The organism is Bradyrhizobium diazoefficiens, assembly GCF_016612535.1.
Lineage (GTDB): Bacteria > Pseudomonadota > Alphaproteobacteria > Rhizobiales > Xanthobacteraceae > Bradyrhizobium > Bradyrhizobium diazoefficiens_C.
The window spans coordinates 1,112,262-1,125,573 of the sequence record NZ_JAENXS010000002.1; the positions used below are offsets into that span (position 1 = coordinate 1,112,262).

The 13,312-nt window shown below is 63.7% G+C and carries 12 protein-coding genes and 1 pseudogene; 2 read left to right on the plus strand and 11 right to left on the minus strand.

Going from position 1 to position 13,312, the window contains the following annotated elements:
• Positions 1-20: 20 nt before the first annotated feature.
• Complete coding sequence (locus JJE66_RS22185) at positions 21-2,093, plus strand: TRAP transporter permease (protein ID WP_200516623.1); 2,073 nt, start codon at positions 21-23, stop codon at positions 2,091-2,093.
• A gap of 20 nt (positions 2,094-2,113) precedes the next feature.
• Positions 2,114-3,954: pseudogene (glsA, locus tag JJE66_RS22190) on the plus strand (glutaminase A).
• A 66-nt stretch (positions 3,955-4,020) separates the two neighbouring features.
• On the opposite strand, the gene JJE66_RS22195 reads toward glsA, so the two are convergent.
• From JJE66_RS22195 to JJE66_RS22245, 11 genes are all read right to left on the minus strand, one after another.
• Complete coding sequence (locus tag JJE66_RS22195; protein WP_200516624.1) at positions 4,021-4,323, minus strand: nucleoside triphosphate pyrophosphohydrolase family protein; 303 nt, start codon at positions 4,321-4,323, stop codon at positions 4,021-4,023.
• A 28-nt stretch (positions 4,324-4,351) separates the two neighbouring features.
• The gene (locus tag JJE66_RS22200; RefSeq protein ID WP_200516625.1) at positions 4,352-4,879 is read right to left on the minus strand and encodes a carboxymuconolactone decarboxylase family protein; all 528 of its coding nucleotides are present in this window, start codon (positions 4,877-4,879) and stop codon (positions 4,352-4,354) included.
• 614 nt (positions 4,880-5,493) lie between these two features.
• On the minus strand, positions 5,494-5,853 hold the full coding sequence (locus JJE66_RS22205; RefSeq protein WP_200516626.1) for a Zn-ribbon domain-containing OB-fold protein: 360 nt from the start codon (positions 5,851-5,853) through the stop codon (positions 5,494-5,496).
• The gene (locus JJE66_RS22210) at positions 5,850-6,986 is read right to left on the minus strand and encodes a thiolase family protein (RefSeq protein WP_200516627.1); all 1,137 of its coding nucleotides are present in this window, start codon (positions 6,984-6,986) and stop codon (positions 5,850-5,852) included. Before JJE66_RS22210 ends, JJE66_RS22205 begins: the two co-directional genes overlap by 4 nt.
• A 68-nt stretch (positions 6,987-7,054) precedes the next feature.
• Positions 7,055-7,261, minus strand: a complete 207-nt coding sequence (locus JJE66_RS22215) for a hypothetical protein (protein WP_200516628.1) — start codon at positions 7,259-7,261, stop codon at positions 7,055-7,057.
• A gap of 205 nt (positions 7,262-7,466) precedes the next feature.
• Positions 7,467-8,636, minus strand: coding sequence for an acetyl-CoA acetyltransferase (locus JJE66_RS22220; RefSeq protein WP_200516629.1), 1,170 nt, complete (start codon positions 8,634-8,636; stop codon positions 7,467-7,469).
• A gap of 59 nt (positions 8,637-8,695) precedes the next feature.
• Positions 8,696-9,346, minus strand: coding sequence for a bifunctional 4-hydroxy-2-oxoglutarate aldolase/2-dehydro-3-deoxy-phosphogluconate aldolase (eda, locus tag JJE66_RS22225; protein WP_200516630.1), 651 nt, complete (start codon positions 9,344-9,346; stop codon positions 8,696-8,698).
• 28 nt (positions 9,347-9,374) lie between these two features.
• A complete protein-coding gene (locus JJE66_RS22230) occupies positions 9,375-10,379 on the minus strand; it encodes a sugar kinase (protein ID WP_200516631.1) in 1,005 nt (334 codons plus the stop codon).
• Between the two features lie 23 nt (positions 10,380-10,402).
• The gene (gene denD / locus JJE66_RS22235; protein ID WP_200516632.1) at positions 10,403-11,389 is read right to left on the minus strand and encodes a D-erythronate dehydrogenase; all 987 of its coding nucleotides are present in this window, start codon (positions 11,387-11,389) and stop codon (positions 10,403-10,405) included.
• Between the two features lie 75 nt (positions 11,390-11,464).
• Complete coding sequence (locus tag JJE66_RS22240; protein ID WP_200516633.1) at positions 11,465-12,340, minus strand: carbohydrate ABC transporter permease; 876 nt, start codon at positions 12,338-12,340, stop codon at positions 11,465-11,467.
• 2 nt (positions 12,341-12,342) lie between these two features.
• Positions 12,343-13,290: a carbohydrate ABC transporter permease gene (locus JJE66_RS22245; RefSeq protein WP_200516634.1), complete on the minus strand. Its 948-nt coding sequence runs from the start codon at positions 13,288-13,290 to the stop codon at positions 12,343-12,345.
• Between the last annotated feature and the right edge of the window lie 22 nt (positions 13,291-13,312).

Here is a 13,312-nt window from a genome sequence, read left to right on the forward strand (position 1 = left end):
GCCCACGCGCGGGGTCGATCATGTCGTCTGTTTCCGCCTCCACTGCCCCGCAAGACTCGAAGCGGATCGTGTTCGACGATCCGCATGGCGCCGCCGGCAACATGCAGGAAGCCGAAGTTACGCGCGTTCGCACATTGCGCGGCGCCTGGCGCTGGACGCTGGTGGCCGCGACCGCGGCGACGATCCTGCTCTGCATCAACCAGCAATTCTCGCTACGCTTCTTCGTCGGCTACACTCAGCTCAACACGGAATATTTCTACCTCCTGATCGCCCTGATGCTGCCGTTCACCTTCGTGATCTTCCCGGGTACCGAGCGCGCCCCGCTCGACCGCATTCCCTGGTACGATCTGTTGTTCTTCGTCGTGACGTTCGCGGCAGCGCTCATGCTGATGTCGAACGTGCGCAAGGCGGCAGAGGCCGGCTGGGAATTCGGCGGCGCGCCCAACGCCGTGATCGCCGCCGGCCTCGTGATGTGGGTGATGCTGATGGAGGCGCTGCGCCGCACCGGCGGCTGGAGCCTGCTGCTCAGCGTCTTCCCCTTCACCGTGTATCCGCTGTTTGCGGAATCCGGCTGGCTGGGGCCGTTCCGCGGCACCCAGTCGACGCTGGAGCAGGCAACCGCCTATCACGTGCTCTCGGGCGAGAGCCTGCTCGGCATTCCGATCCAGGCCTTTGCCGACACCGTGATCGGCTTCCTCGTGTTCGGCACCGCGCTGATGATGACGGGCGCCGGCAAATTCTTCATCAACCTCGCCTTCGCACTGTGCGGCACGTTTCGCGGCGGCGCGGCGAAAGTCTGTATCTTTGCCAGCGGCCTGCTCGGCATGATGTCGGGCTCGATCATCTCCAACGTGCTGACCGCCGGCACCATGACCATCCCGGTGATGAAGAAGAGCGGCTTCCGTGCCTCCTATGCCGGCGCGATCGAGGCCTGCGCTTCGACCGGCGCGGTGCTGGCGCCGCCGGTGATGGGCGCGACCGCCTTCGTGATCGCGCAGTTCCTCAACATCAGCTATGCCGATGTCGCCCTCGCCGCGATCATCCCGGCCGCGCTCTATTATGTCGGCCTGTTCATGCAGGTCGACGCCTATGCCGCACGCCACGGGCTGAAGGGCATTCCGCGTGCCGAGCTGCCGCGGATCATGGATACGATCCGGGACGGCTGGTACTACGTCTTCGTCATCGCGCTATTGATCGTGATGCTGTTGTACTTCAAGCGCGAGAGCCACGCGCCGTTCTATGCAACCGCACTGCTGCTCGTGCTCAACCAGCTCTTCTCGAAGGACACGCGCTGGACGGCCGCGACGATCGGCAAATTCCTCGAGGTGAACGGGCGCACCTTCGTCGAGCTCATCGGCATCCTCGCCGGCTGCGGTCTTTTGATTGGCGCATTCTCGATGACCGGCGTGGTGTCGAGCCTCGCCAACGATTTGTTGCGGCTCGCCGGCGACAACGCCTTCCTGCTGCTCGGCATGTGTGCCTTCACCAGCCTCATTCTCGGTCTCGGGCTGACCACGACGGCCTGCTACATCTTCCTCGCCATTCTGGTCGCGCCCGCGCTGGAGAAGCTCGGGCTGAACAGGATGGCCGTGCACATGTTCATCTTCTATTGGGGCATGCTGTCCTCGATCACGCCGCCGGTCGCGATCGCCTCGTTCGCGGCTGCGGGCATCGCCGGCTCGCCGGCGATGAAGACCGGGTGGGAATCGATGTGGGTCGGCAGCATCATCTATTTCATCCCGTTCTTCTTCGTGCTCAATCCGGCGCTGGTGCTGCAAGGGCCGAGCCCGTATCTGGCCGGCCTCGGCCTGATGGCGCTTGCCGCCTTCGGCACGTTGTTCATCTGCGGCGGCATCCAGGGCTATCAGCCCTTCGTCGGCGATCTCCGCGGCGCAGGCCTGCTGGAATGGCCGATCCGCGTGCTGCTGGTGATCGGCGGCTTCGTGGTGGCGACACCCGGCGGCGGCATCATGCCGTTGTCGCAAATACAGGTAACGCTGCTGGGGCTCGCGATCCTGGCGCCGACGATTTTGATCGCCCTGCTGCTGGTCCGGCGGCAATCGGCGATACCGGACGGGTTGCGCGTGCCCTGATTGCGTTGCACAAGGAGGCGATGACACCACCGCCCGCCTCTGCCTGGACCCGCGCGAAGCCACCGCTGCTGCGGTTTCTCGACACGTGCCTCACTGAATTCTCGGCTGAGACCTCGGGCGCGGTCGCCGATTACATCCCCGAGCTCAGTAAGGCCGATCCTGCCTATTTTGGCATCAGCCTGGCGACGCTCGACGGCCATGTCTACGAGGTCGGCGACAGCCGGGTGCCCTTCACCATCCAGTCGATGTCGAAGCCGTTCGTGTTCGCGCTTGCACTCGACCTTTTGGGTGCAGGCCAGGTCGAGAGCGCGATCGGCGTCGAGCCCTCCGGCGATCCCTTCAACTCGATCCGGCTCAATGCGGAGAACCATCCGTTCAACCCGATGGTCAATGCCGGCGCGATCGCCTGCACCGGCTTGATCCATGCGAGCAAGGGCACTGAGGCCTTTGAACAAATCCGCCTCGCGCTGAGCCGGTTTGCCGGGCGCGACCTCGCCGTCGACGAGGCGGTCTATACCTCGGAGAGCCAGACCGGCGACCGCAACCGCGCCATCGGCTATCTCCTCAAGACCAATGCGGTGATCTCGGACAATGTCGCAGGCGTCCTCGATGTCTATTTCCGGCAATGCGCGGTGCTGGTCACCGCGCGCGACATCGCGGTGATGGCGGCGACGCTCGCCAATCGCGGCGTCAATCCGGTCACCGGCGAGCAGGTGCTGACGCCGTATGCGATCTCGCGCACGCTGTCGGTGATGACCTCTTCGGGCATGTACGACTATGCTGGCGAATGGATCTATCGGATCGGCATCCCCGCCAAGAGCGGCGTCGGCGGTGGCATCCTGGCAGCGCTCCCTGCCCGCCTCGGGCTCGGCTGCTATTCGCCAAAACTCGACAAGCACGGCAACAGCGTGCGCGGCATCAAGGTGTGCGAGGCACTGTCCTCGCATTACGATTTGCACATGCCAACCGCAGCGACGACGCCCGTAACGCTGTCATCGCGGACTACGACATCGGCAAGAGCCCGTCGCGCCGCGTCCGCCGCCAGCAGGAGCGCGACATCCTCGCCGCGCACGAGCATGAGGTGCGAATCATCGAGCTGGTCGGGACGCTGTCGCTGTCGGCGGTCGATTATGTCTCGCGCCGGCTCGCCGGGCGGCCGCGGCCGCAATTCGTGATCTTCGATCTGCATCGTGTCACCTCCACCACGCGCGCCGGAGCGCGGCTCATCGCGGAGGCCTTCGAGGAGCTTGCAGCGCTCAACGTCACGGTCGTGTTGTCCGGCGTCAGGCGTGCGACCAAGGAGTGGAACACACTGCGGGAGTGGACCGCGGAACTGAAGAACGTCCGCGACTTCTATCTGCTCGACACCGCGATTGAATGGGCCGAAGACCAGATCGTCTACCGCTATGGCGGCTCGATCGATTTTCACGAGACCACCGAGCTGTCCGAGCAGCCGCTGCTGGCGGGCCTCAGCGACGAAGAGCTGACCGACCTCGCCTCGCTCAGCACGATCCGGACACATCATTCGGGCGAGAGGATCGTCACCACCGGCGATCCCGCCGATACGCTGTATTTCCTGCGCAGCGGCGCCGTCCACGTTACGCTGCCCGACGGCGTGCGGCTGGCGACGCTGACCGCGGGCATGGCTTTTGGCGAGATGGCGCTGCTTGAAGCCATCCGCTCCGCCGACGTGTTCGCGGATATGGCGGCGACCGCTTTCGAGATTCCGCTTAGGGATTTCGAACGCTTCCGCAGACAGCATCCCCACGCCAGCGAACGCATCATGCGCAACCTGGCGCAGCTGCTGGCCGATCGCCTGATCGTCGCCAACACCAAGGTGGACATCCTGACGTCGACGTAATGTGCCGAGGTTTCTTCACTTCTCCCCGACGGGGAGAGGTGATCCCGTCCCTACTCGCACCTTGCTTTAGCGGCTTGCCGCCTCGCTGATCCGTCGCTTGATCTTGGCGGCGCTGGCCTCGAGCAATTCGGATGGCTGCTGGCCGGTCGCGGCGCACAGGCAGGCCCAGTAGTAGATGACATCGCCGAGCTCTTCGACGAGACCGGCCTTGTCGAGCCAGTCATCGCGCAGCAGCTTCTTGATGTGTTCGGCGACCTCGCCGGATTCACCGGCGAGACCGAGCCCGAGATAGGACAACCGCTCGTTCGAGGGATTCTCATCGACTTTCGCAATGCTTGCGGCCCAGGCCGCATATTCGTCGATGGTCATGACGTCCCTCGCAAGCCAAGCTTTCGGTTCAGCCGACCACTTCCGTCACCGGCTGGAGATCGATGTCGAATGTCTCGAGGAATTTCGAGGTCATGATGTAGAAGCCGACGGAGAGCTGAAGTTCGACCAGTGCTGCCGGCGTCAGCTTCGACGCGATCGCCTTGAAGGTCGCGTCGGTCGGCTTGTTCAGTCTGATGATCTCGTCGGTGAAGGCGAGCGCGGCGCTCTGCACCTCATTGAAGCAGGACGCCGCCTGCCAGTTCTCGAGCGCCTCGTTCTGCGCGTCGGTGACACCGACATTCTTGCCGATACGCTTGTGCGCGACGATTTCATACGGGGCCTCGCACAGGATGCCGGTGCGCGTGATTGCAAGCTCGCGCACGATCGGATCGAGCTCGCCCTTGTGGCGGATTGCGCCGCCGAGGCGGCAGTACTGCTCGAAATAGCTCGGCGAATGCGACATCATCCGGAAGATGTTGGCATTGCGGTTCTTGTCGAGGATTTCGCGGGTGCGGTCGGATGCCTTGGACGGATCACTGTAGTCGATGCGGGCCATGATTTACCTTGAGTTTTTCCTGAAGCTTTTGATGCTTATTGTCGTTGCCGGAATAAGTTCCCCAAAACTGTATTCGCGCTCGACCGCAGGAGCAACATGATCGAGTCAAAATGCCGCCGCATTGCTGATCGACCTTGATACAGTCGATATTCGCCGCGTGGGGTCCTAAATCGCGGCGATGATCGAAGTGGGGTGTTCCGAGTAAAAACAATTGGCCGTCGGGTGCGCTCACCGCGCAACGATGAGTCACGCCCAAGTCTAGGGAGAAAACGGCATGAAGGAAGCCACTAAGGGGGCGGCCTCGGGAGCGCTCGCGCATATGCTGGCGGTGATGGCGATGCTCGTCATCGCCAGCGTCTTGTTCTACGGGCGTTAGTTAGAGTTTTACAGTTTTCGTCATTCCGGGGTGGCTCTCGCACAAGCCAGGCCCAGAATACCCGTTCCAGGCTCGGTCCGATGACCGCCCCCGAATGACGAATCCCACCGCCCCTGGCAGTAGCTCCTGGCGGTAGCCCGGATGGAGCGCAGCGCAATCCGGGAAAGTCTATCCGCGAGGTGAGAACCCCGGATTTCGCTGCGCTCCATCCGAGCTACACATCAGCATCCAAATCCCACTATTTCTCTTTGGCGAAAAACGGCACGAACCTCCCGGCAAAGGGCCTAAAGCCCGCAGACACTTCGTCACCGATGACGAGATCGTTCTCGCCATGCGCCATCATGCGAAAACCCTCGGCGCAATCGACCAGCAGGATGTTGTAGGGCACGTGCGCGCGCGTCTCGGGCGTGGCGGCGCGGCAAACCAGCGAGGTCGCGTACACCCTGCCCTTGCCGCTGGCGCGCTGCTCTTGCGGGTCGGACGCACCGCAGGCAGCACAGAAGGCGCGATGGAAATATTGCACATGGCGGCATGAGGTGCAGGTCTGGTAGGTGATGGCCTCTTCGCCCTTGGTCCAGTCCGCCAGACGCTCGCTCATCGCACCCGCTCCAAAAACATGCTGACATGCGACGACAGCACGCCGCCGTCGCCGTGCAGCAGCGCGATCGATGCATCCCGCACCTGGCGGTTTGCCGCCCGCCCCGTCATCTGCAAATGCGCCTCGACCAGATGCGCCATGGCGCCGCCAACGCCGCAATGGCCGTAGCTGAGCAGGCCGCCATGGGTGTTGAGCGGCATCGCGCCGTCGCGGCTGAAATGGCCGGAGCGGACGCGGGCGGCCGCCTCGCCGCGCCCGGCGAGGCCGAGGTCCTCCAGCAGCATCGCAAGCGTGATGGTGAAGCTGTCGTAGATCGCGGCGTAGCGCACGTCCGAGATCGCAAGGCCGGTGGCCTCCCTGGCGCGGGCGATGGATATCTCGGCGCCGAGTTCGCTCAAGGCGGGCGCGGCCGTGACATGCTGATGGGTGTGCGCCTGCGCGCAGCCGCGGATGCGCACGCCGGTCTCGCCGGTCCTTTCGCGGCTGATGACGAAGGCTGCGCCACCGTCGGAGACCGGACAGCAATCCAGCAGCTTGAGCGGCATCGCCACCGGCTTCGAGGCCATGACGTCGGTAACCGTGATGGCATCGTGGAATTGCGCGCCGGGATGGGTGCAGGCGTGGGCACGCATCAGCACTGCGAATTCGGCGAGGTCCTGTTCGGTCACGCCATATTCGTGCATGTACCTGTTAGCAACGAGGCCGTAATAGGCGGGAATGGTCGGCCCAAGCGGCACCTCATAGTCGGGATGGCCGACCTGCGCCAAGGCCTGGATCGAGGCGTCGCGGCTCTGCCCGGTGAGACGGTTCTCGCCGGCGACCACGAGCACGTTGCGCGCGACTCCGGCTTCGACCAGATGATGTGCCAGCATCGTCATCGCGAGGCCCGTGGCGCCGCCGACCTGCACGGCGTGGGCGTAGCTCGGGCGGATACCAAAATGCTCGGCGAAGACGGTCGCCAGCATGATGTGCGGCGAGACGGCGGAGTAGCCGCAGAGGATGCCGTCGATCTCGGCGCGCTTGAGCCCGGCATCGTCGAGCGCGGCTTGCGCCGCCCTGCTCATCAGGTCGAGCGAGGACGAGCCTTCGTGCTTGCCGTAAGGCGTGAGGCCGACGCCGATGATGAAGCTCATGATGGCCTCCCCGGGCAGTCATTCCAGGGTGCGACGAAGTCGCGAGCTCTGACGCACAATTGCAGCCGCTATTTCTTCTCGCGGGATTCGCGGATCTTGATGAGACGGTCGAGATCCTCGTTCTGCTGGTTGATGCGGTCGGCGATGCGCGACTCGTTCTGCTCGCCGGAAGCAGCCGCGGCCTGCTCGATCAGCTGGCGGATATTGTCCTCGAGGATCGCGATGCGATCGTTAAGGGCTTCCATCGACAATGAGTCTTCGTAGTTATTGCTCATGATGCAGTCCCTGCAAATCAATCAAGAGCGTTAAGGTGCGCAAAGCGGAGCGTGCCCACCATGATCTAGCGCAAAGGCCGTAGGGTGGGTTAGCCGAAGGCGTAACCCACCTCTTTGTTTTCCGCCCCGGAGAGCGAAGATGGTGGGTTACGCCCGGCGGTTTGCGCTTCGCGCAATCCGAAGGGCTAACCCACCCTACAAGAGATTACTTCAGCGGCTCCAGCACGGAAACGTAATTGGCGACCGCGGCGCCGCCCATGTTGAAGATGCCGCCAAGCTTGGCATTTTTGAGCTGCATGCCCTCGGGCGCCTGTCCCGCGAGCTGCATCGCGGTCATCACGTGCATGGAAACGCCGGTGGCGCCGATCGGATGGCCCTTGGACTTCAGGCCGCCGGACGGATTGACCGGCAGCTTGCCGTCCTTCAGCGTCCAGCCTTCCTTGATGGCGCGGGCGCCCTGCCCCTTCGGCGTCAGGCCCATCGCTTCGTATTCGATCAGCTCGGCGACGGTGAAGCAGTCATGGGTCTCGACGAAGGAGAGATCAGACAGCGTGACCCCGGCCTGCTCCAGCGCACGCTGCCAGGCGACCGTGCAGCCCTCGAACTGGAGGATGTCGCGCTTGGACATCGGCAGGAAGTCCTGCGCATGCGCGGTGGCGCGGAATCCGATCGACTTGCTCATACCCTTGGCGGTCTCGGCATCAGCCAGCACCAATGCGGCAGCGCCATCGGAGACCAGCGAGCAATCGGTGCGCTTCAGGGGACCTGCAACGTAAGGGTTCTTCTCGCTCTCGGCGCGGCAGAACTCGAAACCGAAATCCTTGCGCATCTGGGCGAAGGGATTGGCGACGCCGTTCTTGTGGTTCTTGGCCGCGATCAGCGCCAGCGCGTCGGATTGGTCGCCGTATTTCTGGAAATAGGAGCTGGCGATCTTGCCGAAGACGCCGGCGAAGCCGCCAACCGTGTCGCCGTCCTCCGGCAAATAGGACGCCTTCAGCAGGTTCTTGCCGATCTCGGCGCCCGGCGTGCGCGTCATCTGCTCGACGCCAACGACCAGCACGATCTTGGCCGCACCTGCCGCGATCGCGCGCAGGCCCTGGTGCACGGCCGCGGAGCCGGTGGCGCAGGCGTTCTCGACGCGGGTGGCCGGCTTGAAGCGCAGCTTCGGGTCGGCCTGGAGCACCAGCGAGGCGGTAAAGTCCTGTGCCGAGAAGCCGGCGTTGAAATGGCCGAGCACGATTTCGTCGACATCGGAGGCCGAAATGCCGGCGTCCGCCATCGCCTCGTTGGCGACGCGGGTGACCAGGCTTTCGACGGTTTCAGTGTCGAACTTGCCGAACGGCGTATGCGCCCATCCGACGATGCTGGCGGTCATGGTTGTTCTCCCTGGCGATCTCTTGCTGACCTAAGTCTTAGCCCAAGGATGGCAAGACTTCACCCGGCTTTCAACGCCTGGAGGGTGCGCTGGCAGATGGCAGTTATGCCGGCCCAGTTCCCGGCCCTGATCTCCGCCGTCGGGCAGAGCCAGGAACCGCCGACCGCGACCACATTGGGCTCGGCAAGCCAGGTCGCCGCATTGGCCTCGCCGACGCCGCCGGTCGGGCAGAACCGTACGTTCGGAAACGGCCCGCCCAGCGCCCGCAGCCCCTTGATGCCGCCGGCCTGCTCGGCCGGGAAGAATTTTGCGACGTCGAAGCCGTAGGACAGAGCCGTCATCAGTTCGGACGCCGTGGCAATGCCTGGCGCAAACGGCAGGGAGCTATCGGTGGCGGCCTTCAACAGATCGGGGGTCAGACCCGGGCTGATGCCGAACTTGACGCCGAGCTTCTCGACTCGGGTGAAGTCGGCCGGATTGAGAATCGTGCCGATGCCGACGTTCGCCTCGGGGACTTCGGCCATCATCGCCCTCGCTGCCTCGATCGCAACGGGGGTGCGCAGGGTCACCTCCAGCGTGCGGACGCCGCCGGCAACCAGCGCACGCGCCAGCGGCACGGCATCCTGGATCCGCTCGATGGTGAGGACGGGAATGACGGTCGCGGCCTTGAACAGCGCGACGAGGTGGTTCTGTTGAGCAGTCGTGGTCATATTGGCTTTCGTTTCACTTGGTCGCTTGTCACTTGGTCGCTTGACGCGTGGTCGCCGGCCGGTGCCGTTTCTTCGGCGGCATGGCATAGCCGGGAATGATGGCGCCGGGATAGCAGATCACGAGGCTGGCCAGCCGATGCCCGGCCTGCGCCGCCTCAACGGGATCGGAACCGCCGAGCCGGGCCGCGATATAGGCCGCGGCGAAGCTGTCACCGGCCGCCGTGGTGTCAACCACCGGTTTGGTCATTGGTTCGGCACGGACTTCGTAGGTAGTCCCCGGGAAGCGCAGCAGGCTGACGGGTTCGGCAAGCCGGAACACCAACTCAGGCGTGGGAATGCGCGCCATCAATTGCTCACGGCTCTCGCCGGGATAGAGCGCGAGCAGATCCTCGGTCGAGGTCAGCACGATATCGGCGGCCGCAAACGCTGCGGCAAACACCTCGCGCGCGACATCGCGATCGGGCCAGCCGCGTGCGCGAAAATTGGTGTCGAAGACGAAGCGGGTGCCGAGCAGGCGCGCGCGCTTGATCGCCGCGAACAGGCGCTCGCGGCCGGGCGCGTCGTAGATCGAGAGCGTGATCGCGGAGAGATAGACGATGTCGTAGCTCATCAGCGAGTTGAGCAGCTCGTCGGTTTCCGGCAGGCTCATCAGCTGGCGCGCCGCCGCGCTGTCGCGCCAGTGGAAGAACTGGCGCTCGCCCTTCGCATCCAGCTGGATCATGTAGAGGCCGGGCAGCTTGCCCGGCAGCCGCACGACGCGGCGGGTGCCGACGCCCTCTGCAGTCCAGGCCGCGATCATCTCCTCGCTCAAGCCGTCATCGCCGAGCGCGGTGAGATAATCGACCTTGACCTCGAGCCGCGCCAGATACACCGCCGTGTTGAGGGTGTCGCCGCCGAAGCCGCGCGAGTACAGGCCACCGCCCTGCCCGGCAGACTGTCCGGAGGAATGTCCCGCGGAATGTCCCGCAGAATGTCCCCCCTGGGCCTGCCGGAGCTCGACCATGCATTCACCGATGCAAGCAACGCTCGCCATTACTCTACCCGCTCAGTCACAGATCAGGCGACGAAATTGCCGCCGAGCTCGTCTTCGATGTGAATGCGGATGATATCGTCGAAGCTCTTCTCTTCGGTGGTGAAGCCGAGCTCGCGCGCCCGCTTCGCCTCGAAATTGCGCGGCCAGCCGCCGACAATGCCAACGATGAACGGATCCGGCTCGTGCTTGATGCGCGCGGCGACCTTGTCGCCGGCCACCCGCCTGAGCGCAGCGATCTGCTCGCCGACCGTGGCTGAGAAGCCCGGCATGGTCAGATTGCGGCGCGGGCCAACTTTGGCGAGATCCATGGTGCCGGCGTGGAGCAGGAAGCCGACGGCCGAGCGCGGCGTGGCGTGCCAGTGGCGGACGTCCTCGGACACCGGAAGGACCGCTTCCTTGCCGGCCAAAGGCTCGCGCAGGATGTTGGAGAAGAAGCCCGATGCCGCCTTGTTGGGCAGGCCGGGCCGGATGCAGATCGTCGGCAGGCGGATGCCGATGCCGTCGAGGAAGCCGCGGCGCGAATAATCAGCCAGCAGCAATTCGCCGATCGCCTTCTGGGTGCCGTAGCTGAGCAGCGGCGTATGGAAGAATTCGTCGCCGATGGCATCGGGGAACGGCGCGCCGAACACAGCGATCGACGACGTGAACACCACGCGCGGCTTGTAGCCGCCGCCGACGAGCCTGACGGCATCCAGCAGCATCCGCGTGCCGTCGAGATTGATGCGGTAGCCCTTGTCGAAATCGAGCTCGGCTTCGCCCGAGACGATCGCGGCCAGATGGAAGATCACATCGGGACGACCGGCGATCAGCTTCTCGGCCGCGCCCGGCACGGCGAAATCGGCCGACACGGTCTCGACGGCAAAACCGGCCTTCTCCGGCTTCCTGGGCTCGACGACGTCATGCATGGTCAGCTTGGTGATGTCGCTCGTGCCGAGCCGGCCGTCACGCAAGAGACGTTCACACAATTTGCGCCCGACCATGCCGGCAGCGCCCAGAACCAGAATGTGCAAGAACCTACTCCTTCTTATTGGCCGGAGCGCACCGCTCTCGAAACGTTTTGGTGCGCTCTCAGGCAGGCCCCGCGATCATTCCTTCACGGCGCCGGTCATCGCCGAGACATAATACTCCACGAAGAAGGAATAAAGGATAACTACGGGGACCGAGCCGGTCAGCGCCGCAGCCATCAGCGCACCCCAATGGTAGACATCGCCGTTGACGAGCTCGGTGATGGCGCCGACGGGAATCGTCTTGTTCTCGGACGAGGAGATGAAGGTCAGCGCGTAGATGAACTCGTTCCAGGACAACGTAAACGCGAAAATGCCGGCCGAAATCACGCCGGGAAGCGACAATGGCAACGTGATCTTGGTCAGGATCTGGAGCCGCGTCGCCCCGTCGATCAGCGCGCACTCCTCCAGCTCATACGGGATGGTGCGGAAATAGCCCATCAACAGCCAGGTGCAGAACGGGATCAGGAAGGTCGGATAGGTCAGGATCAGCGCCAGATTGCCGTCGAACAGGCCGAGCTGGAACACGATCGCCGCCAGCGGAATGAACAGGATCGAGGGCGGCACGAGATAGCCGAGGAAGATCGCGAGGCCGACATAGCGCGAGCCTTTGTAGCGGAGACGTTCGATCGCATAGGCGGCGCAGACGCTGGCGAACAGCGAGATGCAGGTCGCGGACACCGAGACGATGACGGTGTTCCACATCCACAGCGGATAGTCGGTGTCGAAGAACAGCTTCTTGATGTGCTCGAGCGTCGGATGCGCAATCAGGAACGGATTGTACTTCTCATAGTCGTACATCTCCGCGTCCGGCTTGAACGTTGTCACCGCCATCCAATAGAACGGGAACAGCAGGAAGACGATGATCAGGCCGAGCGGAAGATAAACGCGGAGGAATTTCCGCGGAAAACTTTCCAGGTAGTCCATTCCGACGCTTTGGTCGTCCGCGGTGCTCATGGTCAGTCCCTCCCGCCCTGCTGCCAGCGGGAGCGCTGAAGCCCGAAAAAGCTCAACAAGATCGCCGCGACCAGGAACGGGATCATCGCGTTCGAGATCGCCGCACCCTCGCCGAGATTGCCGCCGGTGATGGCGCGCTGGAACGACAGCGTCGCCATCAGATGGGTCGCGTTGATCGGGCCGCCGCGCGTGATGGTGTAGATCAGCTGGAAGTCGGTGAACGTCATCAGCACCGAGAACGTCATCACGACGGCGATGATCGGCGACAGCATCGGCAGCGTGATGTGACGGAAGCGCTGTAGATTGGTGGCGCCATCGAGATTGGCGGCCTCGTAGAGCGACGGCGAGATGGTCTGCAATCCCGCCAACAGCGTGATGGCGACAAAGGGGACGCCACGCCAGATGTTGGCGAGCACCACCGACCAGCGCGCGTTCCAGGGATCGCCGAGGAAATCGATGTAGTGGGTCAAGATGCCGGCTTTGATCAGCACCCAGGAGATGATCGAGAACTGGCTGTCATAGATCCACCAGAAGGCGATTGCCGACAGCACCGTCGGCACCACGAACGGCAACAGCACGATGGCGCGGACCATCGACTTGAACGGCAGCCGTTCGTTGAGCAGCAAGGCCAGGTAAAGTCCGATCGCGAATTTCACGATGCTCGCGAACACCGTGTAGAAAATGGTGTTGAACACCGACAGCCAGAACACGGAGTCCTTGGACAGCGAGACGAAGTTTGCGAAGCCGATGTAACGGCCGACGCCCCCGATCTTGGTATCGGTCATGCCGAGCCAGAAGCCCAGCGCAAGCGGATAAGCCAGAAACAGGATCAGGATGGCGATAGCCGGCACCATGAACATGGCGCCGAGGAAATTTCGGCTTTCGAACGCCCTGCTCCACAAACTGCTGCGCTTGACCTGCGCGGCGACGGGCTCGGCCATAACTGCCATGTCGGACTCTCCTCAACGAACG

Coding starts and splice junctions, on each gene's coding strand:
- JJE66_RS22245 (WP_200516634.1), bottom strand. CDS start 13,290: ATGGCAGTTATGGCCGAGCCCGTCGCCGCGCAGGTCAAGCGCAGCAGT.
- JJE66_RS22200 (WP_200516625.1), bottom strand. CDS start 4,879: ATGGCCCGCATCGACTACAGTGATCCGTCCAAGGCATCCGACCGCACC.
- JJE66_RS22205 (WP_200516626.1), bottom strand. CDS start 5,853: ATGAGCGAGCGTCTGGCGGACTGGACCAAGGGCGAAGAGGCCATCACC.
- JJE66_RS22195 (WP_200516624.1), bottom strand. CDS start 4,323: ATGACCATCGACGAATATGCGGCCTGGGCCGCAAGCATTGCGAAAGTC.
- JJE66_RS22215 (WP_200516628.1), bottom strand. CDS start 7,261: ATGAGCAATAACTACGAAGACTCATTGTCGATGGAAGCCCTTAACGAT.
- JJE66_RS22220 (WP_200516629.1), bottom strand. CDS start 8,636: ATGACCGCCAGCATCGTCGGATGGGCGCATACGCCGTTCGGCAAGTTC.
- JJE66_RS22240 (WP_200516633.1), bottom strand. CDS start 12,340: ATGAGCACCGCGGACGACCAAAGCGTCGGAATGGACTACCTGGAAAGT.
- JJE66_RS22230 (WP_200516631.1), bottom strand. CDS start 10,379: ATGGCGAGCGTTGCTTGCATCGGTGAATGCATGGTCGAGCTCCGGCAG.
- eda (WP_200516630.1), bottom strand. CDS start 9,346: ATGACCACGACTGCTCAACAGAACCACCTCGTCGCGCTGTTCAAGGCC.
- JJE66_RS22185 (WP_200516623.1), top strand. CDS start 21: ATGTCGTCTGTTTCCGCCTCCACTGCCCCGCAAGACTCGAAGCGGATC.
- JJE66_RS22210 (WP_200516627.1), bottom strand. CDS start 6,986: ATGAGCTTCATCATCGGCGTCGGCCTCACGCCTTACGGCAAGCACGAA.